The following is a 24,881-nucleotide window of genomic DNA, read 5'->3' as shown; positions in this document are numbered from 1 at the left end:
CGGGCCCGGCCTGAGACGCGGCGTACGGCCGGGCAGTGCGGAGTGCGCCGCGGTTCGGTGCGTGCGGCGTGCCGGGCGCGCCCGGCAGGTGGTGTCCGGCGGTACGTGGGTCGGAGGGAAGGGGGCGCTGCCCCGGTGCGGGGGCGGGGCTCAGCCCAGGTCCGCCGGTGCCGTCGTCGTGCCGTCCTGGGAGGGCGGGGACGTGAGGCGGGGCGGGGGAGACCGGCGGGCGTGGTCGCGTTCGGCCAGGCGGCGGGTCAGGAGCAGCAGCGGCTGGGTGAACAGGGTGGTGGCGAGGGCCATGAGGACCAGCACCGTGTACAGCGCGGGGGAGAGCAGGCCCGCTCGCAGGCCGGCGTCGAGGGCGATCAGCTCGGTGAGGCCCCGTGCGCTGAGGAGCACGCCGACGGTCCGCGCGTCGTGCCGGTCCAGTCCGCCCAGCCGGGCGGCGAGCGTCCCGCTGCCCACCTTGGTCACCACCGCCAGCACCGTCACCACCAGCAGGACGGCCCAGCCCGTGCCGTCCATGCCGTTCAGCGTCACCGACTGACCCGAGAGCACGAAGAAGAACGGCAGCAGCAGCGAGCTGACCTCGTGCAGCGGACGCAGCAGGTCCGGATCGAGCGTGCCGCCCTCCTCACGCGGGACCACCACCCCCGCGAGCAGCGCACCGAAGATCACATGCAGGCCCAGGGAGTGCGTCACCCAGGCCGACCCGAGGGCGAACCCGATGAGCAGCGCCAGCCGCAGCGAGGGCTCCAGCCGCGTCCGCCACAGCAGCCGGCGCAGTACCGGCCGGGCCGCGAGCAGCATCACGGTGACGAAGCCGGCGGCCAGCGCCACCCGCCACGGCCAGGCCGGCGCCGTCGGCTCGCCGCCGTCCATCAGCGCCGCGGCCAGCACCGTCCAGCAGACCGCGTCCAGCACCCCGGCCGCGGACACCGCCACCACCCCGGGAACGGACCGGGACAGTTCGTTCTCCCGCACGATGGCGGTCAGCACGGGCACCGCCGTTATCGACAGGGCGATCCCGGCGAACACCACCATGGCGGGGGACGGGTCGCGCGGCATGCCCAGGCCGTGCAGCTGCTCCCGAAAGAGCAGCGCGCCCCCGCAGCCCACCGCCATCGGCACCACGAAGGAGGCCAGGGCCACGGTCAGCGAGGTGCGGGCCCGGTCGCCGAGGATCTTCAGATCCAGCTCGTAGCCCACCGCGAACAGGAAGACCACCAGCGCGAACTGCGCGAAGCCGGTCAGCGCGGTCCCGATCTCCGCGGGGAACAGCGTCGCGTACGCGTCCGGAGCCACCGTGCCGAGCAGGGAGGGCCCGAGCGCGATGCCCGCCGACAACTGGCCCACGATGTACGGCTGCTTCAGCCTCCGGGCCAGCCAGCCGGCCGCGTGGGCGGCCACCAGCACGAGGGCCGACGCCCCCACGAAGTGCGTGATCAGCGCGTCAGGGCTCATCCTGTCCCCCCGTTGGTCCGGTGGCCGTCCGGCCCGCAGACATGTCCGGCGGTCCGCTGTTCGGCGGCCCCGCGTTCGAAGCGTTCCCGTGAACGCGCTCCAACTTGCCTAGAATAGAAACGATCTGACGGTCCATCGAAAGTCGTACACGGAGAATCACCAGGGTCACGGGGGGCACATGACGGCGGTCGTCTTCATCCACGGCACGGGAGTGCGCGAACCGGGCTTCTCTGCGCTGGCGGGGCGCTTCTCCGTCGGAGTGACGGCACTGCGCGACGGCCTGCGCGTCGTGCCGTACTACTGGGGCGGCGAACACGGAGCCGTGCTGGCCGCGGGCGGAGCGAGCCTGCCTCCCGCCTCGGGCACCGGCCGGGGCCCGCTCGAGGCGGACGCCCCCGGCGACGACGACACCGCCGGCTGGGCGGCCCTCTACGCCGACCCGTACGCCGAACTGGCGCTCGTCGCCGCCGGTTCGCCCCCGGCCGCGGAACTGCCGCCCGGCACCCTGCCACCGGACCAGCACCTACGGACCCGGCTGGCCGCCCTCGCCGCCGAGGGCGACGGACCGGCGGCCGAGCTGGGCCCCGGCCTGGCCCGCGCCGCCGCCGACCTGGCGGCCCACCCGCTGCTCACCGCCGCGGCCGTCTCCCTCGCCGCGGACGACCTCGCCGAGGTCGCGGCCCGCTGCCTGACCGCCCGGGTCGTCGCCGGCCTCCTCGACTCGGACGCGCCCCTCGTGCCCGGCGGCGCCACCCGGGACGCCGTCGCCGGCCGGCTCGCCGCCGCTCTCGGGGCACCCGCCCGCGGTACGGAGCGCGGCGTGCGCTCCCTGGCACTGCGGGTCGCGGGCTCCGCGGCCTCCCGCGCCGTCGTACGCCGCCGCCGCGCCCTCACGGAGGCCGCCCACCCCGCCGCCGGGGACGTCCTGCGCTACCTCAGCCGGGGCGAGGCGGTCCGCGCGGGACTGCGCACCCTGATCGCCGGACTGGAGCCGCCCGTCGCGATCGTCGCCCACAGCCTCGGCGGCATCATCGCCCTGGACACCCTGGTCCTCACCCCGCTGCCCCAGGTCAGGCTGCTGGTCACCGCCGGTTCCCAGGCGCCCTTCCTGTACGAGTCCGGGTCCCTGCCCTCCCTCGAACACCCCGAGCCCCTGCCGGCCCACGTCCCCGACTGGCTCAACCTCTACGACCCCCGGGACCTGCTCTCCTACCTCGGCGCCGGCCTGTTCCCCGGCCGGGTCACCGACGTGGCCGTCGACAGCCGCCAGCCGTTCCCCGCCGCGCACAGTGCCTACTGGACCGATCCGGCCGTGTACCGGGCCATCGCGGACCGGCTCCCGTGACCGGCCCGACGCCCGCCCCGGCCGTGGACCCCGCCCGCGTGCACGCCCTCGTCGTCGGCGTCGAGACCTACGACGCAGGCCCCGGCTGGGACCTGCCCGGACCCGCCCGCGACGCCGTCCGCTTCCACCGCCTGCTGCGCGCCGCCGGAGTACCGGACGCCAACATCCGCCTCCACCTCGCGCCGCTGCCGCCGTACGTCCCCGAAATCCCCTACGCCCCCGCCGACCACGCCACGCTGCGCCGGCAGCTCGTACGCGAACTGCCGACCGCCCGGGGCGAGGTGCTCTGGGTCTGGTGGGGCGGGCACGGCGTCCTCGACCGGGCCGGGCACCTGCGGCTGTTCTGCGCGGACGCCACCACCGAGGACAAGCTGGGCATCGACCTGGACTCCGCGCTGGAACGCTACGCCGGGGACGCGGTGCCGGGCCTCGCGGACCAGTTGTGGCTGGTGGACGCCTGCGAGACCTTCGAGGAGGCGCTCGCCTTCCGGGAGGCGCTGCCGCCGGACGCGCTGCCGGTCGGCAGGCGCGGCACCGCGCACCGGCAGACCGTGCTACGCGCCGCCGGACGGGGCCGGACCGCGGCCAACGACCCGGTGCGCGCGACGGGTCTGTTCTCCGACGTCCTGCTCGCCCTGCTGGCCGACCGGGCGGCCGTACTGCCCGCGCCGCCCGATCCGGAGGAACTGTTTCCGGCCGTACGAGCGCGTATCGCAGCCCTCAGGGAAGCGGGTCGTACTCTGCAGTATCCCGAGATCCGGCTGCAGAGCCCCGAACGCACCGAGGTCCTCGTCCCGGGGGCGCCCGGCGGCCGGGAGCGGCCGGCCTCTCCGCTGCTGCGGGCCGTGGACGCGCTCCTGGCCTATCCGCTGATGAGCGACCCGGCCGAGCGGCAGACGGTGGTCGCCGCGCTGGACCCGGGCGTCACCGGGACACTTCCCCGTCACACCAAGGCGCGCACGGACGCGGCCGGCATCCTGGGCGGGCTCCTCAGACGCCGCCCGCAGGCGCTGTGGGATCTGTACGACGCCGTGGTGACCGTCGACGACGATCCTGAACGGAAAGGCGAACTCGCCGATGCGATAAGGGATTTGGCGGACTCCGCGGGACGCTCGCACACCAGGTGATGATCGGGTGGCGTGATCGTACGGTTTTCGACATGCCTTCAAATGGCCATGATGGAAAGAGACGCGGGGCATCGAGTGCCACCGTGCGAGAAGGGGGAGCATCTTGGATCAGCCGCCCGCTCTGCGCCATGCCGAAGCCGCCGCCCGTGCGCGACCGGCCGCCCCCGGGCGCGCCGACGCCGTCTGGGAGTCGGACCTGGCGGACGTCGCGGCGGTGCCCCTGACCGCCGTGGACGGTCTCACGCCGCTCGCCCCCACCGCCCGCCTGCTCGAAGAGGTCCTGCGCGCCCGCGGTGGCGTCAGAGGGGGCAGCGAGGGCGGTGGCGGCGGCGCCCGGGCCGAATAGCCGCCGCCCGCACCCGACGACAGAGCTCATCGCGTCCGACCCCGACGGCGACGGAACCCGACGGGACCGTGTGCCCGCCGGGCTTCGGGCATGCCCGCCCCGACCCGGAGGTTCCCGCCCATGACCAGCGAGCCGCGCCCCGCCCCGTTCCGCGTACCGGACCGGCTCTTCGCGGAACTGGCCGCCGGAGGCGGTTCCACGGAGGCCGTCGCCTTCCTGGAGCGCGGCGAACGGGCCCGGCGGCTGCTCCTGCTGCGGACGCTGCTGGACCGGCTCGCCCCACTGCCGACGCCTCTGACCCCGGTCGCGGAGGCCTGGGAGGTGTTCAAGCTGGCCGCCGGGCGGGCCCCCGAGGCCGTCGACGGGCTACTGCTCGCGCCGACCACCGGCGGCTGGATCGCCCACATGCTGCGCCGGGTGCACGGCACCGCGACCGGGCCGCCGCTGTGGGCCGAGGCCGGCCGGCTGAACGTCCTGGCGGTCACCGCGGCACTGCACGCCGGCGCGGAGACGGAGCTGACGGTCCCGCTGGTTGACGGCGGCCTGCACCTGCCGGGCCTGGGCCTGCTCCGCCTCCCGGACGCACCGCCGGGCCCGACCGTCGCCCGGGCCACCACGACGAGGACGGGCGAACTGACCCTCACCGGCCCTCTGGACCACGGCCCCCGGCCATCGGTGACATGCCACCCCAGAACCGCTCCGGCGAAGACCCCGCCGACGTCCCCTCCCGCCGGACCGGACATCGCGGACGGTGCTTCCCGAGCTTGTCCACCTGCCCCCTCCACCGGGTCGGGCGGCTCCCGGGGCTTCTCCGGTGTCGGCCCGTCCGGGGCCGCCCCGGACGGGCCTGAGGACCCTGGGGGCTTGCGCGTAGCCGGTTCCTCGGTGCCTCCGCCCGTCGAGGGCGGCACTCCCGCCGCCCGCCCGACAGAACCTTCCCCGGCCGGGCCGGACGGCCCCCAGGACTCCTCCCGCACCCGCCCGACCGCACCAGCGTCCACCACCGAGGGCTCGTCCACCAGCACGACACCCTCCGCCTCCGGGGCGGCGCCTTCTGTCTCCGGGGCGGCGCCCAGCGCCTTCGGCACGGCGCCTTCCGTCTCCGGAGTGACGTCGCCCGCCTTCGGCACGGCGTCCTCCGCCTCCGGCACGGCGTCCTCCGTCTCCGGGGCGGCGCCTTCTGTCTCCGGGGCGGCGCCCAGCGCCTTCGGCACGGCGCCTTCCGTCTCCGGAGTGACGTCGCCCGCCTCCGGTACGACACCCTCCGTCTCCGGGGCGACGTCACCCGCCTCGGGCACGGCGTCCTCCGCCTCCGGTACGGCACCCTCCGCTTCCAAAGCGGCGTCCTCCGTCTCCGTAGTGACGTCGCCCGCCGTCGGCACGGCGTCCTCCGCCACCGCCACCACACCCCCCGCCACCGAGACGGACCCCTGGCTCCCGCTCCGGACCCTCACTCACCCCACCCCCGCCGGCCCCGTCGCCATCCCCCTCGACGACCTCGACCCCTACCGCGACCTCGACGACCCGGTGCCGCCCGCCCGGCTCGACGCCGAGGAGGCGGCCGAGTGGCAGCGGGTCTTCGACGACGCCGTCGCGATACTCGCCGCGAGCGGCACCGCACAGGGCCCGGGGCGGCTCGACCCGGCCCTGATACGCGCCGTCGTGCCCTATGGACGTACCGCCGCCACCCCGCCCGCCGCGCCCACCGTCGCCGTCTCGGCCTCCAGCGGCGACTCCTTCGGCGCCATGCTCATCTCCCGCCCCGGGTCCGCGCTCGCCCTCGCCGAGACCCTCGTCCACGAGTTCCAGCACAGCAAGCTCGCCGCCCTCCTCCACCTCTTCCCCCTCCTCGACGACGACCGCGCGGAGCGCTACTACGCCCCCTGGCGCGCCGACCCGCGCCACCTCACCGGTCTGCTACACGGCGCGTACGCCTTCACCGGAGTCGCCGGTTTCTGGCGGGACCGGCTGGCCGAGCCGGCGCACGCCGAGGCCGCCGCTTACCACTTCGCGCTGCGCCGGCTGCAGAGCCGGCTGGTCGTGCGCACGCTGCTGAGCAGTGCCCGCCTCACCGCGCCGGGACGCCGACTGGTCACCGGCCTCGCCCGGACGCTGGACGGCTGGCTGCGCGAACCCGTCGACCCGGCCGCCCTGTCCCGCGCCCGTACGGCCGCCGCCCTGCACCGCACCCAGTGGCGGCTGCGCAACGTCGCCGCCGCCCCTGCCGGGCCGGACGGCACCCTCCGCTTCCGGCCGGACCGCGGCTTCTGGCCCGACACCCGCACCCATGCCTTCGCCACCCGCCCCGCCGTCCCCCGTACCTCCGACGAGCACCTCGCCGCCGGTGACCCCGCCACCGCGCTGGACGGCTACGCCAAGGACCTGGCCCGTGACCCCGCCGACCCCCACGCACGGTCCGGCTGGATCGTCGCCCGCGCGCTCCTGGACCCGGGCCCCGGCACCCGCCACGCACTCGCCCGCCCGGAGCTGCTCCGGCCCGCCGGGCCCTGACGCGCACGGGTCTGCGCAAGCAGGGGGTGAACAGGCGCCCGAATGGTCAGGATGGAGTCATGGGATTCCAAGTCGACTCCGAGGCCGGGCGGCTCACCCGCGTCATACTGCACCGGCCGGATCTCGAGCTCAAAAGGCTCACCCCCAGCAACAAGGACGCCCTCCTCTTCGACGACGTGCTGTGGGTGCGCCGGGCGCGCGCCGAGCACGACGGGTTCGCCGACGTGCTCCGCGACCGCGGGGTGGCGGTGCACCTCTTCGGTGACCTGCTCACCGAGACCCTGGACGTCCCGGCCGCCCGCCGGCTCGTCCTGGACCGGGTCTTCGACGAGAAGGAGTACGGAGTGCTGGCCACGGACCACCTCCGGGCCGCCTTCGAGACGCTGCCCGCCCGGGAGCTCGCCGAGGCCCTGGTCGGCGGCATGACCAAGCGGGAGTACCTGGAAGCGCACCCGGAGCCGACCTCCGTGCGCTTCCACGCCATGGAACTGGACGACTTCCTGCTCGGACCGCTGCCCAACCACCTCTTCACCCGGGACACCTCGGCCTGGATCTACGACGGTGTCTCCATCAACGCCATGCGCTGGCCCGCCCGCCAGCGCGAGACGGTCCACTTCGAGGCGATCTACCGGCACCACCCCCTCTTCCGCGACGAGACCTTCCACCTCTGGTCCGAAGGGCAGGCCGACTACCCCTCCACCATCGAGGGCGGCGACGTCCTCGTCATCGGCAACGGCGCCGTCCTCATCGGCATGAGCGAGCGGACCACGCCCCAGGCCGTCGAGATGCTCGCGCACAAGCTGTTCGCGGCGGGCTCCGCCCGCACCATCGTGGCCCTGGACATGCCGAAGAGACGGGCCTTCATGCACCTGGACACCGTGATGACCATGGTCGACGGCGACACCTTCACCCAGTACGCCGGGCTCGGCATGCTCCGCTCCTACACCATCGAGCCGGGCGCGGGGGACAAGGAGCTGAAGGTCACCGACCACCCGCCGGAGCACATGCACCGCGCGATCGCCGCCGGTCTCGGCCTCAACGAGATCCGGGTGCTGACCGCGACGCAGGACGTGCACGCCGCCGAGCGCGAGCAGTGGGACGACGGCTGCAACGTGCTGGCCGTCGAGCCCGGCGTCGTCGTCGCCTACGAGCGGAACGCCACCACAAACACCCACCTGCGCAAACAGGGCATCGAGGTGATCGAGATCCCGGGCAGCGAACTGGGCCGGGGCAGGGGCGGCCCGCGCTGCATGAGCTGCCCGGTCGAGCGGCGGCCCGTATAAGAATTCAACCTCTCGTATACTGTTCCATTGAGTCCCGTCCCCGTACTTTCTGGAGCACCCCATGGCGACAGTCCCGATCGCCCTCGCCGGCCGCCACTTCCTCAAGGAGCTCGACTTCACCGCGGAGGAGTTCCGCGGCCTGGTCGAGCTGGCCGCGGAGCTGAAGGCGGCCAAGCGGGCCGGGACCGAGACACGGTATCTCCAGGGCCGGAACATCGCGCTGATCTTCGAGAAGACCTCGACGCGCACCCGGTGCGCGTTCGAGGTCGCCGCTGCCGACCAGGGCGCGTCCACGACGTACCTCGACCCGTCCGGCTCGCAGATCGGGCACAAGGAGTCCGTGAAGGACACCGCGCGCGTGCTGGGGCGCATGTTCGACGGGATCGAGTACCGGGGCGACAGCCAGCAGAAGGTCGAGGAGCTGGCCGCCTTCGCCGGCGTCCCCGTCTACAACGGCCTGACCGATGACTGGCACCCCACCCAGATGCTCGCCGACGTGCTCACGATGACCGAGCACAGCGACAAGCCGCTGCACGAGATCGCCTTCGCCTACCTCGGCGACGCCCGCTTCAACATGGGCAACTCCTACCTGGTCACCGGCGCCCTGCTCGGCATGGACGTACGCATCGTCGCCCCGAAGGCCTACTGGCCCGCCCAGGAGGTCGTCGACCGGGCGAAGGCGCTCGCCGAGTCCAGCGGGGCGCGCATCACCCTCACCGAGACCGTGGACGACGGCGTGCGCGGCGCCGACTTCGTCGTCACCGACGTCTGGGTCTCCATGGGCGAGCCCAAGGACGTCTGGGCCGAGCGGATCAAGGCCCTCGCCCCGTACGCGGTGACCATGGACGTCCTGCGCGCCACCGGCAACCCGGACGTGAAGTTCCTGCACTGTCTGCCCGCCTTCCACGACCTGGGCACCAAGGTCGGCCAGGAGATCTTCGAGGCTCACGGCCTCGACTCCCTGGAGGTCACGGACGAGGTCTTCGAGTCCGCGCACTCGGTCGTCTTCGACGAGGCGGAGAACCGGCTGCACACCATCAAGGCCGTCCTCGTCACCACGCTGGCCTGACCAGGACCGTTATCCTGACCGGCGGTCCCGGAGCCACCCCTTCCGGTGCCGCCGGCCGCGACCACCGTCGCGCCCCCCGCACCACCAGAAACGAGCACCACCCGCAATGCCCGCTTCCCGCATCAAGTCCCCCCACCTCCTGGTGGCCGAGTCCGGCGCCGACCGCGAAGGCCACGGCCTGAAGCGCACGATGGGCCTGTTCCAGCTCGTCTGCTTCGGCGTCGGCGCGATCGTCGGCACCGGGATCTTCGTCGGCCTGTCCGACTCGGTCGCCGAGGCCGGCCCGGCCGTCGTCGTCTCCTTCGTCCTCGCCGCGATCACCTGCGTCTTCACCGCCTTCGCCTTCGCCGAGCTGGGCGGTGCGATCCCGGTCTCCGGCTCCTCGTACTCCTTCGCCTACGCCGGACTCGGCGAGCGCACCGCCTTCCTCGTCGGCTGGTGCCTGCTCCTGGAGTACGGCGTCTCCGTCTCCGCGGTCGCCGTCGGCTGGAGCCAGTACGTCAACGAGCTGCTCGACAGCGTCCTGGGCGTCCAGCTCCCGCACGCCCTCTCCGCCGGCCCCGGCGACGGCGGCGCGGTCAACCTCCCCGCGGTGATCGTCATCGCCCTGGCCTGCGTGCTCCTGGTGCGCGGCGTACGGGAGAGCGCCCGCGCAACGGCCGCGATGGCCGTCCTCAAGCTGGCCGTCCTGATCGCCTTCTGCGCCATCGGCTTCTACGCCTTCAAGGACGGCAACCTCAGCCCGTTCTCCCCGGCCGGTCTCGGCGGCATCGGCGCCGGCACCACGGCCGCCTTCTTCTCGTACATCGGCTTCGACGCGATCACCACGGCCGGCGAGGAGGCCAAGAACCCGCGCCGGGACATCCCCGTCGCCATCCTGGTCTGCATCGGCCTGGTCACCCTGCTGTACTGCGCGGTCGCCGTGGCCGCGATCGGCGCCGTCGGCGGCGACCAGGTCGGCGACCGGCCCGCGGCCCTCTCCTACGTCGTGAACGAGGTCACCGGCTCCACCGTCGGCGGCGGCGTGGTCGCCTTCGGCGCGGTCGTCGCCATCGCCTCGGTCGTGCTCGCGGTCATGTACGGCCAGACCCGCATCCTGATGTCCATGTCCCGGGACGGCCTGATCCCCCGCGTCTTCGAGAAGGTCTCGCCGCGCACCGCGACCCCCGTCGCCGGCACGCTCATCGTCGGCGTGCTCTTCGCCCTCCCCGCGGCCTTCGCCCCGCTCGACGCGGTGGTCAACCTCTGCACCATCGGCACGCTGGCCACCATGGCCGCCGTCAACGTCGCCGTGATCGCGCTGCGCCGCCGCGAGCCGGGCCTCGCCCGCACCTTCCGCGTGCCGCTGTACCCGGTGACGCCGCTGCTCGGCGTCGGCTTCTGCCTGTACCTGATCTACGAGACGGGCGCGACGACCTGGCTCCAGTTCGCGGTGTTCCTCGCCGTGGGCCTGCTGGCGTACGCCGCCTACGGGCGCCGGCACTCCCGCCTGGCCCGGACGGACGCGGACGTCACTCCGCGGGACCCCGCTGAGCGGGTATCGCAGGAAGCCTGAACCAGACCGCCTTGCCCGCCCCGGTGGGCCGGTGACCGCAGGACGAGCTGAGGGCGCGGATCAGCAGCAGACCGCGCCCGTGCTCCTGCCAGGGGTCGGGCGGCTCGATGCCCGGCCGGGTGAGGTCACCGGGCGGCGACGGGTCCGGGTCGTGGACCTCCACCTGGCAGCTGGTCGGCATCAGCTCCACGACCAGCTCGATCGGCGACCCGCCCGCGGTGTGCTCGACGGCGTTCGCCACCAGCTCCGCCGTCAGCAGCTCCGCCGTGTCGCCGTCGGCCGTGTGCTCCCGCTCGGCCAGCGCCGTACGCACCAGGGCACGGGCCACCGGCACGGCCGCGGCGGAGTGCGGCAGCGCGATGCGCCAGGAGGCGGGGGCGGAAGGGTGATCGTGCACGGCGGGTCCGTTTCGTGGAGCAGGCGGTCCTGTCCTGCTTTCAACCTTATGAATGGTACGGCGCCACCGGCAGAGCCGTTCGACGGGCACCGCCCGGGACCTTCGGCCCGGCGCTCACGGGCCCGCCGTCTCTATCGCGCACCCGTGACGACAGTCACAGAACGGTGATAACTTCGAGTGTCATGAGTCCCTTCACCGGCTCCGCCGCCCCCACCTCCGACTGGCGGCACCTGCGCGTCGATCTCACCGACGGCGTCGCCACCGTGACCCTCGCCCGGCCCGACAAGCTCAACGCGCTCACCTTCGAGGCCTACGCCGACCTGCGCGACCTGCTCGCCGAGCTGTCCCGGGAGCGGTCCGTGCGGGCGCTGGTGCTGGCGGGGGAGGGGCGCGGCTTCTGCTCCGGCGGCGACGTCGACGAGATCATCGGCGCCACGCTCTCCATGGACACCGCCCAGCTCCTCGACTTCAACCGCATGACGGGCCAGGTGGTGCGGGCGGTACGGGAGTGTCCGTTCCCGGTGATCGCCGCCCTGCACGGAGTCGCCGCCGGGGCGGGTGCGGTCCTCGCCCTCGCCGCCGACTTCCGCGTCGCCGACCCGTCCGCCCGCTTCGCCTTCCTCTTCACCCGCGTCGGCCTCTCCGGCGGCGACATGGGCGCGGCGTACCTGCTGCCCAGAGTGGTGGGCCTGGGCCACGCGACCCGGCTGCTGATGCTCGGCGACGCGGTGCGGGCGCCGGAGGCCGAGCGGATCGGACTGATCAGCGAGCTGACCGACGAGGGCCGCGCCGACGAGGCCGCCCAGACCCTGGCCCGCCGCCTGGCCGACGGCCCCGCCCTCGCCCACGCCCAGACCAAGGCCCTCCTCACGGCAGAGCTGGACATGCCGCTCGCGGCAGCGGTGGAACTGGACGCCTCGACCCAGGCCCTCCTGATGAACGGCGAGGACTACGCCGAGTTCCACGCGGCCTTCACAGAAAAGCGCCCCCCGAAGTGGCAAGGGAGGTAGGGCATGTCTTCAACTCAGGGGAGCACGCCAACCTCAGGGGCGCGGGACAGCGTCGATATGCGGCTCCGCCGCGGGGCGCGAGCAACCACAACGACGCCGCACGCGCCCGCGACGACAAGCCACCCCCTACGCACCGCGATCATCGGCGGAGGCCCCGGCGGCCTCTACACCGCCGCCCTCCTCAAACGCCTCGCCCCCGACCGCGAGGTCACCGTCTGGGAACGCAACGCCCCCGACGACACCTTCGGCTTCGGCGTGGTCCTCTCCGACGAGACCCTGGGCGGCATCGAACACGCCGACCCGGCGGTGTACGCGGCTCTCCAGGCCGACTTCGTCCGCTGGGACGACATCCACATCACCCACCGAGGCACCCGCCGAACCTCCGGAGGACACGGCTTCGCCGCCCTGGGCCGCCGCCGCCTCCTCACCATCCTGCACGACCGCTGCCGCTCCCTCGGCGTGGACCTGCGCTTCCGCACCGAGGCCCCGTCCCCGGACCGGCTGGCGCGGGAGTACGACCTGGTCGTCGCAGCCGACGGCGTACACAGCACCACCCGCGAGGCCTACCGCGACGCGTTCCGGCCCCGCCTCACCACCCACCGCTGCCGCTACATCTGGCTGGCCGCCGACTTCGCCTTCGACGCCTTCCGCTTCGACATCGCCGAGACCGAGCACGGCGTGATGCAGCTGCACGGCTACCCCTACGCGCCCCACGCCTCCACCGTCATCGTCGAGATGCGCGAGGAGGTCTGGCAGGCGGCCGGCTTCGACGAGCTCGACGAGGCCGAGTCCACCGCCCGCTGCGCCAAGATCTTCGCCGACGCCCTCGGCGGCCGCCCGCTGAAGTCCAACAAGTCGGCCTGGACCACCTTCCGCACGGTCGTGAACGAACGCTGGTCGCACGGCAACGTCGTCCTGCTCGGCGACGCCGCCCACACCGCCCACTTCTCTATCGGCTCCGGCACCAAGCTCGCCGTCGAGGACGCCCTCGCGCTCGCCGCCTGCCTGGAGGAACAGCCCACTCTCGAACAGGCCCTCGCCGCCTACGAGGAGGAACGGCGCCCCGTCGTCGCCTCCACCCAGCGGGCGGCCAAGGCCAGCCTGGAGTGGTTCGAGGACCTGCCCCGGTACCTGGACCAGCCGTCCCGCCGCTTCGCCTTCAACCTGCTCACCCGCAGCCGTCGCGTCACCCACGACAACCTGCGGCTGCGCGACGCCCGCTTCACCGAGTCCGTCGAGCGCGAGTTCGGCTGCCCGCCCGGCACGCCCCCGATGTTCACCCCGTTCCGGCTGCGCGGCCTGACCCTGCGCAACCGGGTCGTCGTCTCCCCGATGGACATGTACTCGGCCACCGACGGTGTCCCCGGCGACTTCCACCTGGTCCACCTGGGGGCGAGGGCCCTGGGCGGCGCCGGACTGGTGATGACCGAGATGGTGTGCGTCAGCGAGCAGGGCCGCATCACCCCGGGTTGCGCGGGTCTCTACACCGGACGCCAGGCCGAGGCGTGGCGGCGGATCACGGACTTCGTGCACGCGCAGGCGCCCGGCACCGCGATCGGCGTGCAGCTCGGGCACAGCGGCCGCAAGGGTTCGACCCGGCTGATGTGGGAGGGCATGGACGAACCGCTCCCCGAGGGCAACTGGCCCCTGGTGGCCCCCTCGCCGCTGCCGTACAAACCGGGCGGCCAGGTCCCGCGCGAGCTGACCCGGGCACAGCTCACCGACATCCGCGAACAGTTCACGGCCGCCGCCCACCGCGCCGCGCGGGCCGGGTTCGACCTCCTCGAACTGCACTGCGCCCACGGCTACCTGCTCTCCGGCTTCCTCTCCCCGCTCACCAACCGCCGCACCGACGCCTACGGCGGCTCACCGGAGAAACGGCTCCGCTTCCCGCTGGAGGTCTTCGACGCCGTACGCGCCGAATGGCCCGAGGACCGGCCCATGACCGTACGCGTCTCCGCGACCGACTGGGCCGAGGGCGGCACGAGCCCCGAGGAGGCCGTGGCCATCGCCCGCGCCTTCGCGGCGCACGGCGCCGACGCCGTCGACGTGTCCACGGGGCAGGTCGTGGCCGAGGAGCGGCCGGAGTTCGGGCGCTCGTACCAGGTCCCGTACGCCGACCGCATCCGGCACGAGGCGGGCGTCCCGGTGATCGCCGTCGGCGCGATCTCCTCCTGGGACGACGTGAACTCGCTGATCCTTGCCGGGCGCGCCGACCTGTGCGCCCTCGCCCGCCCCCACCTCTACGACCCGCATTGGACCCTGCACGCGGCGGCCGAGCAGGGTTACGAGGGGCCGGGCGTCGGATGGCCGGCCCCGTACCGGGCGGGCAGTCGCCGCCCGGTGACCGGACGCACCGACGCCCCCAAGCCCAGGCTCACGTTGCACGGCGGACGTCAGGACGTGTAGCCCCAGGCCGCGCTCACCGGGCGCAGCGGTCCGGCGATCTCGTCCTCGGCGGGCAGCGCGCGGCCCGGCTGGACCGTGCCGGTGCGGATGTTGTCCCGCCAGTCGCCGAGGCCCCGGACCAGCTCGCCGTCGCTCTTGCGGCCGTAGTCGAGCATGGCCGGGTCGTAGTCGACGCCGAGGAACGCGCACAGGCGGCGCATCTCCCGCTCGGGGGCGTCGGTGATGTCCTCGTAGCGGACGGTGAAGCCGTCGGAGTCGGCGGTGCGGGCCTCCTCGACGGCGTTCACGTAGGGCAGCACGTCGCCGACGGCCTTGTCGTACGGCCGCTTGACGGGGTCGCTCTCGTGCCAGGAGCGGGCGATCGACTCGGGGTGGCGCAGCAGGAAGACGAAGCGCGCGTCGGGCCAGCAGTCCTTCAGCCGCTGGAACATGTAGACGTTGGCGGGGGTCTTCTCCACGACGAAGTCCTTGCCGGACCTGGTCAGCTCCCGGTGCATCACGCGGTCCCACAGCAGGTGCTCCAGGTCGCCGCGCTCCAGGCCGAGGGTGCTCATCGCGCGCTGGGAGAACCAGTTGGTGCAGTCGACCTCCATCCGGCCGAGGTGCAGCTCGTGCGGGGCGTGCAGTCGGGGGTGGGCGCCCAGCATCATGCGCAGCAGGGTGGAGCCGGAGCGGATGGAGGAGATGATGAAGACGGGCCGCCGCAGCAGCCGCTCGGTCGCCAGCTCCCCGGTCGGCGGGCACCGGTAGGCGGGCGTGGGCCGCTGGGCGGGTTCCGGCGCGGCGGACGCCTTCTTCCCCTTCGCTCTGTGGGGAGCTCTCCGTACCTGGAGGCCGGTGGTGACGGTGAGGGCCCGGTTCAAGTTACGTGCGAGACTCATGCGTCCGCACGGTAGGTGACGAACCTGAGAAGAGGGCCTGAGAAGGCTGAGGGTTCCATGATCATCACAAAATGTGATGGGAGTCACTGAGGGGGTGGGGTGTCGAGCGCGGCGTAGACCGCCCCCGCGTCGCGCAGCCGCTCGTGCAGCGCGTGGAAGACGGCCGCCGAGCGCGTGCCCGGCCATCCCTCGGGCAGCAGCCGGGCGGGCAGGCCCGGGTCGGCGTAGGGCAGGTGGCGCCAGGAGTCCAGCGCGAGGAGGTAGTCGCGGTACGCCTCCTCGGGCGGGGTGTCGGCCCGGCGCTCCCAGTCGCGCAGCACGCGCGCGTGGCGGTCGAGGAACGCCTCGTGCTCCTTGGCGACCGCGGCCAGGTCCCACCAGCGGGCCACCGCGTCGGCGGTCGGCGTGAAACCCAGGTGCTCACCGCGGAAGAAGTCCACGTAGGGCTCCAGGCCGAGGCGGCCCAGCGTGTGCCGGGTCTCCCCGTACAGGCGGGCGGGAGCGATCCAGACGCCGGGGGCCGCGGTGCCGAAGCCCAGCCCCGCCAGGCGGGAGCGCAGCACGTGCCGCTTCTGCCGCTGCGACTCCGGCACCGAGAACACCGCGAGCACCCAGCCCTGGTCGTCGTAGGGCGCCGTGGCGTAGATGCGACGGTCCCCGTCGTCCAGCAGCTGCCGGGCCTCCGGGGAGAGTTCGTAACCGGCCGCACCCTCGGACGTGCGGGCGGGCATCAGCAGTCCGCGCCGTTTCAGCCGGGACACCGACGAGCGTACGGAGGGGGCGTCCACCCCGACCGCGGCCAGCAGCCGGATCAGCTCGGCGACGGGCACCGGGCCCGGCGCGAAGCGGCCGTACGCGCCGTAGAGCGTGACGATCAGGGACCTAGGGGCGTGCTGCGCGTGCTGCTCGGACACGTTGATCATCTTAGGTTGTCGTCATCACGCCTGGTCGCCCCGGGGACGGTCGGGCGGCGGGAGCAGCCGGTAGCGCTGGAGCTTCCCGGTCGCCGTGCGCGGCAGCGCGTCCGGGAAGTGGATCTCGCGCGGGCACTTGTACGGCGCGAGCTCCGCCCTGAGGAAGGCGCGCAGCGCGTCGGCGTCCCGCTCGGCGCCCTCCCGCAGCACCGCGTGGGCGACCACGACCTGCCCGCGGTGCGCGTCGGGCCGGCCCACCACCGCCGCCTCCACCACGTCCGGGTGGCGCAGCAGGGCGTCCTCCACCTCCGGCCCGGCGATGTTGTACCCGGCGGAGATGATCATGTCGTCGGCACGGGCCACGTACCGGAAGTACCCGTCGGGCTCCCGCACATAGGTGTCCCCGGTGATGTTCCACCCGTCGCGCACGTACTCCCGCTGCCGCGGATCGGCCAGGTAGCGGCAGCCCACCGGCCCCCGCACCGCCAGCAGCCCCGGCTCCCCGTCGGGCACCGGCACCCCGGACTCGTCCTGCACGCGCGCGTGCCACCCCGGCACCGGGACGCCGGTCGTGCCGGGCCTGATGTCGCCGTCGGCCGCGGAGACGAAGATGTGCAGCAGCTCGGTGGCGCCGATGCCGTTGATGACGCGCAGTCCGGTGCGTTCGTGCCAGGCCCGCCAGGTGGCCGCGGGCAGGTTCTCGCCCGCCGAGACACAGCGCCTGAGGCTGGTGACGTCGTACGCGTCCAGCTCGTCGAGCATCGCGCGGTACGCCGTCGGCGCGGTGAACAGCACCGACACCCGGTGCTCGGCGACGGCGGGCAACAGCTGCCGGGGGCCCGCCTGTTCGAGCAGCAGCGCGCTCGCCCCCGCGCGCATCGGGAAGATCACCAGCCCGCCGAGACCGAAGGTGAAACCGAGCGGCGGGCTGCCCGCGAAGACGTCGTCCGGGCGCGGTCGGAGCACGTGCGCGGAGAAGGTGTCGGCGATCGCCAGCACGTCGCGGTGGAAGTGCATGCAGCCCTTGGGCCGGCCGGTGGTGCCGGAGGTGAACGCGATCAGCGCCACGTCGTCGGCCGCCGTGTCCGCGGCCGGGTACGGCGTACCGGGCGCCGCGCCGGCCTCCCCGCCGGCTTCCGTGCCGGCCTCCGCGCGGGTCAGCAGGTCGTCGGGCGCGTCACCGCCGTACGTCGTGATCCGCAGCCCCGGCACCTCCGCCTTGGCGAGGTCGTCGACGGACCGTACGTCGCACAGCGCGTGGCGCACCCGGGCGATCTCGCAGATCGCGCGCAGCTCGTGCGGGCGCTGCTGGGCCAGCACGGTGACCGCCACCGCGCCCGCCTTCAGCACCGCCAGCCAGCAGGCCGCCAGCCACGGGGTGGTGGGGCCGCGCAGCAGCACCCGGTTGCCCGGGACGACCCCGAGGTCGCCGGTGAGGAGGTGGGCGAGCCGGTCGACCCGGTCCCGCAGCCGCCCGTACGTCCAGTCGTCCCCGGACGCGGTGCGGAAGACCGGGCGGTCGTCGGGCGGGCCGGTGAGCAGCTCGGCCGCGCAGTTCAGCCGGGCGGGGTAGCGCAGCTCCGGCAGGTCGAAGCGGAGCTCGGGCCACTGGTCCGGGGGCGGCAGGTGTTCGCGCGCGAAGGTGTCGACGTGGCCGGAGCGGTGCGGCTCCGCGCGGTGCGTCTGCGCCATGGCGGTTCGCCCCCTTTGTCGTGGTGGGCTCGCGCAACGAGCGTATCGTGTTGGTGACGACAGTCAACGGTGCGCGATAACCTCGGGTGTGGCCCGGCGCACGGGAGGCCGGGACGCGGCGCGGGTCGTAGCGGGGGACGTGGCAGGGGAAGGGACCGTCGATGACCGCATTCTCGCTCGAACCGGCACAACTCGCCTGGTGTGCCGAGTTGCGCGCCCTGGCCGCCGAACGGCTGCGCCCGCTGGCCGAGAAGGGCGAGCCGGGCCGCGTGAACCGCGCCCTCCTCGCCGAACTCGGCACCCTCGGGCTGCTGCCCCGCCTGTTCACCTCGGGCGCCCTCGACCTCTGTCTGATGCGCGAGTCCCTGGCCCACGCCTGCACGGAGGCCGAGACCGCCCTCGCCCTCCAGGGACTCGGCGCCCACCCCGTCCACGCCCACGGCACCGAGGCCCAGCGCACCCGCTGGCTCCCCCGGGTGAGTGACGGCAGCGCGGTCGCCGCCTTCGCCCTCAGCGAGCCCGACGCCGGCTCGGACGCGGCGGCGCTGACCCTCGCGGCGGCACCGGACACGGACCGGGCGGGCGCCGGGGGGCCCGGCGCCCAGCCCTCTCCCGTACCCACCCCTCTCGCCGCCCACCGCGACGGCCCCTCCGCCTGGCGGCTCACCGGCGAGAAATGCTGGATCTCCAACGCCCCCGAGGCCGACTTCTACACCGTCTTCGCCCGCACCACCCCCGGCGCCGGCGCCCGCGGAGTCACCGCCTTCCTCGTGCCCGCCGACCGTCCCGGCCTCACCGGCACCCCCCTCGACATGCTCTCCCCGCACCCCATCGGCGCCCTCTCCTTCGACGCCGTCCCCGTCACCGCCGACGACGTCCTCGGCGAGCCCGACCGCGGCTTCCGGGTCGCCATGGGCACCCTCAACCTGTTCCGCCCCAGCGTCGGCGCCTTCGCCGTCGGCATGGCACAGGCCGCCCTCGACGCCACCCTCGCGCACACCACCGCCCGCGAGGCCTTCGGCGGCAGACTGCGCGACCTGCAGACCGTCGCCCACCAGACCGCCGAGATGGCCCTGCGCACCGAGGCGGCCCGCCTGATGGTGTACGCGGCGGCCACCGCGTACGACGAGGGCGCGCCGGACGTCCCGCGCCGCTCCGCGATGGCGAAGCTCCTCGCCACCGAGACCGCCCAGTACGTCGTCGACCGCGCCGTCCAGTTGCACGGCGCCCGCGCCCTGCGCCGCGGCCACCTCCTCGAACACCTCTACCGGGAGGTGCGCGCCCCGCGCGTCTACGAGGGCGCGAGCGAGGTGCAGCGCGGCATCATCGCCAAGGAGCTGTACCGCACCCTGGACGCGACGACCGAGGAGGCCGGAAGTTGACCGCCGAACGGCTGAACCCGCCCGAACTCTCCCCTCCCACCGGCTTCTCCCACGCCGTCGTCGCCACCGGCACCCGCGTCGTGTTCCTGGCCGGCCAGACCGCCCTCGACACCGACGGCAAGGTCACCGGTGACACCCTCCCCGACCAGTTCGAGCAGGCCCTCACCAACCTCCTCACCGCCCTGCGAGCCGCCGGCGGCACCCCCGCCGACCTCGCCCGCGTCACCGTCTACGCCACGGACGTCGCCGCCTACCGCACCCACGCCGCCGAACTCGGCCGCACCTGGCGCGAGCTGGCCGGCCGCGACTACCCGGCGATGGCGGTCGTGGAGGTCGTACGCCTGTGGGACGAGCGGGCGTTGGTGGAACTCGACGGATTCGCCGTACTGCCCTAGACGGCCCCCAGACCCTAGAGTTCCGGCATGCCGGACATCGAACTGACCGCGGGAACCATCGAGTACGAGGACACCGGCGGCGACGGCCCGGTCGTCGTCCTCCTCCACGGCCTCGTCCACGACGCGACCGTCTGGCGCAAGGTGATCGCCGACCTGCGCACCGACCACCGGGTCGTCGCCCCGACCCTGCCCTACGGCGCCCACCGCAGGCCCATGTCCCGGCCGCCCACGCCGGACCTGGTCAACGAGCTGATCGCCGAGTTCCTCGACCGCCTCGACCTGAGGGACGTCACCCTGGTCGAGAACGACTGCGGACGGGCCCAGACGGTGGCGGCCCGGCACCCGGAACGCCTGGCGCGGCTGGTCCTCGTCGCGTGCGAGGCCTTCGACAACTATCCGCCGGGACTGCCCGGGAAGATGATCGGCGCCGTCTGCCGGGTGCCGGGCGGCGTGTCCCTGCTGGTCCGCGTGCTCGGGCTGAAGCCGCTGCGCCGGCTCCCCGTCGGCATCGGCGCGCTCACCAAGCGGCCCGTGCCGGACGCGATCGTCGACGGCTGGCTGCGCCCGCTGCGCACCGACCCCGCGATCCGGCGCGACTTCCGGCACTACAACACGCACGTGCGCCGTGACGAACTGCTGGCGGCCGCCCAGGGGTTGCGGCGCTTCGAGCGGCCCGCGCTCGTGGTCTGGGCGACCGAGGACCTGATGATGCCCCGCGCCCACGGCCGACGGCTGGCCGAACTGCTCCCGCGGGGACGGCTCGTGGAGATCGAGGACACCCGGACACTCGTCGCCGAGGACCAGCCGGAACTGCTCGCCTCACTGCTGCGGGAGTTCATCGCCGAGAAGCCCTGAGCGCCGCCCCGGGCGGGACCGGTCAGGCCGCGATCGCCAGCCGCCCGGACGGTACCCGGCGCGGCCCGACCACCCGGCCGTCGGGCCGCAGCTCGCCGGTGTCGTCGAAGACGATCGTGCCGTCGCACAACAGGCTCCACCCCTGCTCGGGGTGGGCGGCGACGACGTGCGCGGACGCCGGTCGCGCGGCGGGGGAGCCGGCGGCGGGGCAGGAGGACCGGTGGGTACACATGGCGCACCTCCACATCGGGAGACCGTCCCGTCGTCGGGACCGTCGCATGTACAGACCGTGCGCCCGGCGCCGAGTCGTCGCCAAGACCCGGCCGGCAAGCGTGACAACACCCGGACAACCCGGCGACCGTTCCACGACGGCCGGAGCGGACTAGGGCCTGTCCGGCGGATCAGGTCGCAGGAAAGGTGCGGCGACTGATCAGTGCAGGTGAGCGGAGTCTGGTGCGTCCAGCTGCAAGGCGGAGGAGGGCGTCGACGCGATGGGGGTCCCCCCGCGCGAGCGAAGCCGAGCGTGGGGGAGTCGGCAACCGACGACAACGCCGCAGATGGGCGTGCCGGACTCCGCGTCTGCGGCATGATCCGCCGGACAGGCCCTAGCCACCGTGCGAGGCCGGACGGGACTCGCCACCGAAGGGGTGACGGTCACCCCCGTCGGCCCGTCCGCCCGGTACCAGTGGAACCCCCATTCCCACCCGACCGGGAGGTCCCCCATGCCCGTACGATCCGCGGCCCTCGCCACGGCCGCCGGCGCCGCCCTGTTCCTGCTGGCCGCCCCCGCCGCCACGGCGGCCCCGCACGACGCCCGCCACGTCACGGAGTCGGTGACGGTCGACCCGACCGGCCGCATCGCCGCGGACGGCACCGTCACCCTCTCCGGCACCTACCGCTGCACCGCAGGCACCGGCCCCGTCTACGTCAGCTCCACGGTCAGCCAGAGCGACCCGTCGGTCCGGTACGGCGTCGGCGGCACCCGCGCGGTCTGCGACGGACTGGAGCACCGTTGGGTCAACACGGGCACTCCCGACTCGGTCGCCCTGAGGCCCGGCGCGGCCCACGTCGAAGCCACCCTGATGGAGCTGCGCCCCATGGGCATCGTGCCGCTCCCCAGCTTCCACGCGCGCCACGGCCAGGACGTGACCCTGGTCCAGGGCTGAGCCCCGACACCGCGGGCCCCCGCATCACGTCGGTGCGGGGGCCCGCGGCATCGGCGGTCGGCTGTGGTCAGGGGCGCTTCCTCGTCTCGGCGCCGGGCCGCGGCGAGCGCGGGGGATTCTGCCGCTGCTGCGGCAGGGCCACCGGGTCCGGGGACGCCGGACCGGCCGTCCCGGCGCCCGGCCCGGACGCGTCGCGTTGCCGGTGGCGCGGCGCCACCGCCCGCCGGGGCGGGCGGGTCAGCGTGATCTGCCGAACGATCTGCTGGAAGCAGACCAGCGAGGCCAGCCCCGGCAGGGCGGCGGCCGCCGCGTCGCTGAGCGTTCTGGGTGCCTGGGCGACGCACAGCAGCATCGCGATGGCCGAGAACAGCAGGACCACCGCCCAGGAATGGACCGCGCGGCGCTGGTGCAGCGCGGACCGCAGCACGGCCAGCGACGCCACCAGCCAGGGCCCGTAGACCAGCAGCGGCCACCAGGACACGACGCTGCCGCGGGTGCGGGTCACGGCTGCCAGGCGCAGGGGCTCGTAGGCCACCATGCCGCCGAACAGGCTCACCGAGGCCGCGATGACCGCGGCGAGCGCCGCCACGAACAGGCTCGCGGCGCGCAGCCGGCTCACCCTTCTGCGGATCCTGCGATGACTCGTGGGTGTCTCCCGCAACGGCGGCAGCTCGGCCGTGATCTCCTGCAGGTTGCTCAGCGGTGTACCGGGCGCGGGGGCCAGGGCCGACGCGTCCGGGGCGTGCGGCGAGGGGGGCTGCTGCTCCATCGCGTCCTGGAGCAGGAAGGCGAGTTCTTCGGCGGGGTCCCAGCCGGGTTCCGGCGGGACGAGGGTTTCCTGGAAGGCCTGTTCGGGGGCGCGGTGCCGTCCGGTTCCCGTGGAGCGGAATCGGCCCTCGCCGTAGGACAAGTGATGCTGGAACTGTTCCTCGTGCATGACGTCCCGGATCACTCCGCCCGGGTGTACGTCAGGGCCCCCTGGGATCGCCCCCAACGCTCGGCGAAGCCGGCCTCGAGGTCTGCCATGACGTCCAGGAAACGCCGCAGCACGGGCTCCGTCACCCGGAGCGGGACGGGGAGTCCGCCTCTGGTCAGAGTTCCGTCGCTCGGTGACGGCCAGTGGTTTCTGCCGGGCCGGTAGGTGTATGGGCCAAGCGTCACCAATTCCCCGTTTTCCTTGGTCATATCCGAATTAACGTCTGCCTTGTCCGTCGGATGCGCGGCAGTCGAGTGAACGAATTCTGCGATACTTACCCAATCCAGAATTCACACCACATCGAAAGTATCGCTGTACGAAAAGCCGGAATGCGGGCACGCGAATCCGCCATGACACCCGCGTCGTCGACGAGTACGTCGTCCTCCGGCTCAGCCGCGCAGGGCCGATGCGAAGATGCCGGGCATCCGGGTGGGCCTGGGGTCCGTGGCGTACGCGGTGAGCCGTGCCATCGTCGTACGTCCCGTGCGGTTGGTGACGTAGTACGGAGGGCGTGGCGACAGTGACGGTGCGCCGGTGAACAGGCCGCGCGGCGCGGGTGCGAACGGGGCGCGCAGCACGGTCTTCTCCACGTCCTGAAGCAGATACGCGTTGTGCACGAAGCCGACGCCGCTGCCGATGTCCCGGCGGTCATGGCCGGGGAAGGCCCCCCACGGGGTGTAGCCGAGCAGGAAGCCAAACGCCGACCAGCAGTTGACGCCCAGCGTGCCGTAGCGCAGCGCGGCGACGGCCTCGTCCACGGCGGCGCGGTGGGTGCGCTCGGTGCGGGGGTGGACGAGGAGCGTGGCGCCGAGGGTGCCGGGCAGCCTGTCGTTGGCGAACTCGGTGGCCGCGCGCAGGAAGCCGGTCACGTCCTCGCCCGGCAGGCGGACCACGCCCAGGGCGCCGGCGAACACCTCGTGGGTGAGCATCGGGTCCTCCGCGTCGGCGATGTCCGGGACCAGGACGGTGCTGTCGTCGCCGTAGGTCTCGGCCTCCGGGTGCGCGCGGGTCACGGCGGCGAGGCGGTCGGCGGCGCCGGGGTAGTGGGCACGGCGCCGCGGAAGCGTGCCGAGGACCCGGCGGATCTCGGCGAGCAGCCGCTCGGTGCCGTCCCAGTGGCGGGGCAGAAGCAGGATCTGGGTGGCGACGCAGTTGTGGCCGGAGTTGTTCAGCTTGCTGGTGACGATGTGCTCGGCCTGGAAGCGGAAGTCCGCGGCGCTCCACGGGCCCGGCGTCACGATGCAGGGGCTGACGCCGCCCAGTTCGCTGGTGAACGGCTTGTCGTTGAGCGGGGTGTCCGCGCGCCGGCGCTCCTCGCCCCGCTCGCCGGTGCCCCACACGATGGCGTCGTGCGTGCGCTCGCTGCCGGTGACGTGGATGGTGTCGACGTCGTCGTGAGCGGTGAGGTACGCCCCCTCGGCGGCGCCCCCGTCGACGAAGCGGACCCAGCCGCGCTCCACGAAATCGGTGAACACCTTCTCGAAGTGCGGACGCAGACAGGAGTTGACCGGGTTCATCTTGGCGAGGACGACCTGGCCGTCCGCGTACAACTTGTGCAGGACGTCGAGCGGGGTGATCGCCGGGACGTTACCGGCGCCGAGCACCAGCGCGACGGCCGGTTCGCCGGGCCGGCCGCGGTACTCGCCCGCGGCGCGGGCCAGGACCTGCTCGCGCGTCGTGCCGGGCAAGGACCACACCTCGGCGGTGAAACCGCTCAGCAGGAGGCGGTCGGCGGTCGTGGCGGGGAAGACGTCGACGACGGTGCGGCCGTCGCGCGTGCGGACGGCCTTTGCGGGCACCGGACCGTGCCCGGCGGCCAGTCGGCGCAGCACGTGCAGATACGCGCCCACGGTCTGCGCCAGCGCCCAGGGCGCGGTGACCCAGTCCTCGGCGGACCGGTCGGACGAGGCGTCGTAGCCCTTGGTGCGGGCCGACTCGGCGACCATGGCGGGCGCCCCGTCGCCGATGCGGGGGAGCATCCGCTCCAGCAGGCCGATCCGCTCGGCGAGCGGCGTCGCGGTCCAGGAGGCCGCGTGCTCGCGCAGGTCGGCGACGGCCTGGTCGAGGGGCGCGGTGTCGAGTGAGGGTGCGGTGGTCAAGG

Annotated in this window: 21 protein-coding genes; 13 read left to right on the top strand and 8 right to left on the bottom strand. The window is 73.7% G+C overall.

Annotated features, from left to right (window positions below; genetic code table 11):
- Positions 1-150: 150 nt before the first annotated feature.
- On the bottom strand, positions 151-1,467 hold the full coding sequence (locus tag AMK11_RS35235) for a cation:proton antiporter (RefSeq protein ID WP_073732207.1): 1,317 nt from the start codon (positions 1,465-1,467) through the stop codon (positions 151-153).
- A 178-nt stretch (positions 1,468-1,645) separates the two neighbouring features.
- Between AMK11_RS35235 and AMK11_RS35230 the strand changes: the two genes are divergently transcribed.
- The 7 genes from AMK11_RS35230 to AMK11_RS35195 all read left to right on the top strand — a co-directional run bounded on the left by AMK11_RS35230 (position 1,646) and on the right by AMK11_RS35195 (position 10,703).
- Positions 1,646-2,812 carry a hypothetical protein gene (locus AMK11_RS35230; RefSeq protein ID WP_073732206.1) on the top strand — a complete coding sequence of 389 codons (1,167 nt, stop codon included), beginning with the start codon at positions 1,646-1,648 and terminating at the stop codon, positions 2,810-2,812.
- Positions 2,809-3,939 carry an effector-associated domain 2-containing protein gene (locus AMK11_RS35225; RefSeq protein ID WP_073732205.1) on the top strand — a complete coding sequence of 377 codons (1,131 nt, stop codon included), beginning with the start codon at positions 2,809-2,811 and terminating at the stop codon, positions 3,937-3,939. Before AMK11_RS35230 ends, AMK11_RS35225 begins: the two co-directional genes overlap by 4 nt.
- 103 nt (positions 3,940-4,042) lie before the next feature.
- Positions 4,043-4,285: a hypothetical protein gene (locus AMK11_RS35220; RefSeq protein ID WP_073732204.1), complete on the top strand. Its 243-nt coding sequence runs from the start codon at positions 4,043-4,045 to the stop codon at positions 4,283-4,285.
- Between the two features lie 120 nt (positions 4,286-4,405).
- A complete protein-coding gene (locus tag AMK11_RS38900; protein ID WP_241847158.1) occupies positions 4,406-6,796 on the top strand; it encodes an aKG-HExxH-type peptide beta-hydroxylase in 2,391 nt (796 codons plus the stop codon).
- Positions 6,797-6,855: 59 nt separating this feature from the next.
- A complete protein-coding gene (locus tag AMK11_RS35205) occupies positions 6,856-8,079 on the top strand; it encodes an arginine deiminase (protein ID WP_073732203.1) in 1,224 nt (407 codons plus the stop codon).
- A 61-nt stretch (positions 8,080-8,140) separates the two neighbouring features.
- A complete protein-coding gene (argF, locus tag AMK11_RS35200; protein ID WP_073732202.1) occupies positions 8,141-9,148 on the top strand; it encodes an ornithine carbamoyltransferase in 1,008 nt (335 codons plus the stop codon).
- A gap of 106 nt (positions 9,149-9,254) precedes the next feature.
- A complete protein-coding gene (locus AMK11_RS35195) occupies positions 9,255-10,703 on the top strand; it encodes an amino acid permease (protein ID WP_073732201.1) in 1,449 nt (482 codons plus the stop codon).
- Here the strand turns inward: AMK11_RS35195 and AMK11_RS35190 are convergent.
- Positions 10,660-11,100: an ATP-binding protein gene (locus AMK11_RS35190; RefSeq protein ID WP_198941541.1), complete on the bottom strand. Its 441-nt coding sequence runs from the start codon at positions 11,098-11,100 to the stop codon at positions 10,660-10,662. The genes AMK11_RS35195 and AMK11_RS35190 overlap by 44 nt on opposite strands.
- Before the next feature lie 182 nt (positions 11,101-11,282).
- Here AMK11_RS35190 and AMK11_RS35185 point away from each other — a divergent pair, with 182 nt between their 5' ends.
- Both AMK11_RS35185 and AMK11_RS35180 read left to right on the top strand, forming a co-directional pair.
- Entirely contained in the window at positions 11,283-12,110 is an 828-nt protein-coding gene (locus AMK11_RS35185; protein WP_073732200.1) for an enoyl-CoA hydratase family protein, read from the top strand.
- Between the two features lie 3 nt (positions 12,111-12,113).
- Positions 12,114-14,519: a bifunctional salicylyl-CoA 5-hydroxylase/oxidoreductase gene (locus AMK11_RS35180; protein ID WP_073732199.1), complete on the top strand. Its 2,406-nt coding sequence runs from the start codon at positions 12,114-12,116 to the stop codon at positions 14,517-14,519.
- On the opposite strand, the gene AMK11_RS35175 is transcribed toward AMK11_RS35180, so the two are convergent.
- The 3 genes from AMK11_RS35175 to AMK11_RS35165 form a co-directional block, all read right to left on the bottom strand.
- The gene (locus AMK11_RS35175) at positions 14,507-15,400 is read right to left on the bottom strand and encodes a sulfotransferase family protein (RefSeq protein WP_073732198.1); all 894 of its coding nucleotides are present in this window, start codon (positions 15,398-15,400) and stop codon (positions 14,507-14,509) included. The genes AMK11_RS35180 and AMK11_RS35175 overlap by 13 nt on opposite strands.
- An 83-nt stretch (positions 15,401-15,483) precedes the next feature.
- Positions 15,484-16,323 carry a PaaX family transcriptional regulator gene (locus AMK11_RS35170; RefSeq protein WP_073732197.1) on the bottom strand — a complete coding sequence of 280 codons (840 nt, stop codon included), beginning with the start codon at positions 16,321-16,323 and terminating at the stop codon, positions 15,484-15,486.
- A gap of 15 nt (positions 16,324-16,338) precedes the next feature.
- Positions 16,339-18,006 (bottom strand): AMP-binding protein, encoded by a 1,668-nt coding sequence (locus AMK11_RS35165; protein WP_073732196.1) that lies wholly within the window; start codon positions 18,004-18,006, stop codon positions 16,339-16,341.
- A gap of 161 nt (positions 18,007-18,167) precedes the next feature.
- Between AMK11_RS35165 and AMK11_RS35160 the strand changes: the two genes are divergently transcribed.
- The 3 genes from AMK11_RS35160 to AMK11_RS35150 are packed head-to-tail and all read left to right on the top strand — an operon-like array spanning position 18,168 to position 20,638.
- Positions 18,168-19,388 carry an acyl-CoA dehydrogenase family protein gene (locus AMK11_RS35160; RefSeq protein ID WP_073732195.1) on the top strand — a complete coding sequence of 407 codons (1,221 nt, stop codon included), beginning with the start codon at positions 18,168-18,170 and terminating at the stop codon, positions 19,386-19,388.
- Complete coding sequence (locus AMK11_RS35155; RefSeq protein ID WP_073732194.1) at positions 19,385-19,783, top strand: RidA family protein; 399 nt, start codon at positions 19,385-19,387, stop codon at positions 19,781-19,783. Before AMK11_RS35160 ends, AMK11_RS35155 begins: the two co-directional genes overlap by 4 nt.
- A 27-nt stretch (positions 19,784-19,810) precedes the next feature.
- Positions 19,811-20,638 carry an alpha/beta fold hydrolase gene (locus AMK11_RS35150; RefSeq protein ID WP_073732193.1) on the top strand — a complete coding sequence of 276 codons (828 nt, stop codon included), beginning with the start codon at positions 19,811-19,813 and terminating at the stop codon, positions 20,636-20,638.
- 22 nt (positions 20,639-20,660) lie between these two features.
- On the opposite strand, the gene AMK11_RS35145 is transcribed toward AMK11_RS35150, so the two are convergent.
- Positions 20,661-20,870: a DUF5999 family protein gene (locus AMK11_RS35145; RefSeq protein ID WP_073732192.1), complete on the bottom strand. Its 210-nt coding sequence runs from the start codon at positions 20,868-20,870 to the stop codon at positions 20,661-20,663.
- Positions 20,871-21,360: 490 nt separating this feature from the next.
- On the opposite strand from AMK11_RS35145, the gene AMK11_RS35140 reads away from it, so the two are divergent.
- Positions 21,361-21,804 (top strand): DUF6299 family protein, encoded by a 444-nt coding sequence (locus AMK11_RS35140; protein ID WP_073732191.1) that lies wholly within the window; start codon positions 21,361-21,363, stop codon positions 21,802-21,804.
- Between the two features lie 67 nt (positions 21,805-21,871).
- On the opposite strand, the gene AMK11_RS35135 is transcribed toward AMK11_RS35140, so the two are convergent.
- Both AMK11_RS35135 and AMK11_RS35125 read right to left on the bottom strand, forming a co-directional pair.
- Complete coding sequence (locus AMK11_RS35135; protein ID WP_073732216.1) at positions 21,872-22,741, bottom strand: hypothetical protein; 870 nt, start codon at positions 22,739-22,741, stop codon at positions 21,872-21,874.
- 428 nt (positions 22,742-23,169) lie between these two features.
- The gene (locus AMK11_RS35125) at positions 23,170-24,879 is read right to left on the bottom strand and encodes an aldehyde dehydrogenase family protein (protein WP_073732189.1); all 1,710 of its coding nucleotides are present in this window, start codon (positions 24,877-24,879) and stop codon (positions 23,170-23,172) included.
- Between the last annotated feature and the right edge of the window lie 2 nt (positions 24,880-24,881).

Source organism: Streptomyces sp. CB02414 (assembly GCF_001905385.1).
In the GTDB taxonomy this organism is placed as follows: domain Bacteria; phylum Actinomycetota; class Actinomycetes; order Streptomycetales; family Streptomycetaceae; genus Streptomyces.
This window is presented reverse-complemented; position numbering and strand designations above follow the sequence as displayed.